At 25.5% G+C, this 1,252-nt stretch carries 2 protein-coding genes; both read left to right on the forward strand.

Features of this window, described 5'->3' with window-relative positions:
* Positions 1–908 (forward strand): SAM-dependent methyltransferase (locus AMN84_RS04905; RefSeq protein WP_075483935.1); only part of this gene is annotated, 908 nt, incomplete at its 5' end.
* Positions 892–1,252: laccase domain-containing protein (locus AMN84_RS04910; RefSeq protein WP_143755561.1), on the forward strand; the 361-nt coding region annotated here is incomplete at its 3' end. The genes AMN84_RS04905 and AMN84_RS04910, both read left to right, overlap by 17 nt.

Genomic DNA, 1,252 nt, shown 5'->3' on the forward strand with positions numbered 1-1,252 from the left:
AAATGATTGCTATTTGGGTTGTATCGTTTTGGGAAAATTTAAATAAACCTGAAAAAATCAATTTAGTAGAATTGGGTGCAGGGAATGGAGAACTCATAGAAGTCTTAATTAATACATTGAATAAATTAGAAATTGTAAAAGATAAATTCAAATTTTTTATTTTTGAAAAGAGTATGTCCCTTAAAAAATTACAAAAAAAAAAATTTTCAAAAAGTGTTAAGTGGTTGGATAATTTTGATGAATTACCAAATTCTCCAACTATATTTTTGGCTAACGAATTTTTTGATGCTTTGCCAATTAAGCAGTTTATTAAAATAAATGAGGAATGGTATGAAAATTTTGTATTATTAAATAAAAGTGGAAAATTCTCTCTTGAGAAGAAAAAAGTTACTAAAAAAAATATGGAAAAAATTTTTAATCAAGGGATTGATGAAAATCAAAATTTTATAGAATTTTCGCCTTTAATGGTCAAATATCTAAAAAATATTTGTAAAAAAATCAAATCTTCTGCGGGGGGAATTTTATTAATTGATTACGGTACCTCTGACAAAAAAATGTATGATAGTTTACAAGGGATTAAAAATCATAAAAAAGTAAATATTTTTGATGACTACCAAAATATTGATATAACTCATCATATAAATTTTAACTTTATCAAACAAATTGTTAATTTAAATGGATTGAAAGTTGGTGGTATTACTAATCAAGGAAGTTTTTTAAAAAACATGGGAATAGATTTAAGAGCTGAAATAGTATCGAAAAAAATGAGTTTCCTAAAAAAAACAGATCTTTACACAAGAATAAGAAGGCTAACACACAAAGATGAGATGGGTGAATTGTTTAAAGTAATGTTTGTAACCACGAAGGACAACAATTTTAAGACAGGGTTTAATGACATTAAAATCTAAAAAATTAATTAAGTTTAAAAATATTTCACATGGTTTTTTTGGAAAAAAAGGAGGAGTATCAAATGGAATTTATAGTGCCTTAAATTGTGGGCCCGGTTCTAATGATAAAATTTCTAATGTTAAAAAAAATTTAAAAATTGTCTCGAAAAAGTTTAAAGTTTCTCCAAAAAACTTAATATTGCTTAAACAAATACATAGTAACAAATGTCACTTTATTTTGAAAAGACCCTCAAAAAAACTTGTCGGCGATGGCTTGATTACTACAAAGAAAAATTTAGCTTTAGGTATTTTAACTGCTGATTGTGCACCAGTTCTTATTTATGACAAAAAATTGCCAATGATTG

Origin of the sequence: Candidatus Pelagibacter communis, from assembly GCF_001180105.1 — a bacterium.
GTDB classification, from domain to species: domain Bacteria; phylum Pseudomonadota; class Alphaproteobacteria; order Pelagibacterales; family Pelagibacteraceae; genus Pelagibacter; species Pelagibacter ubique_K.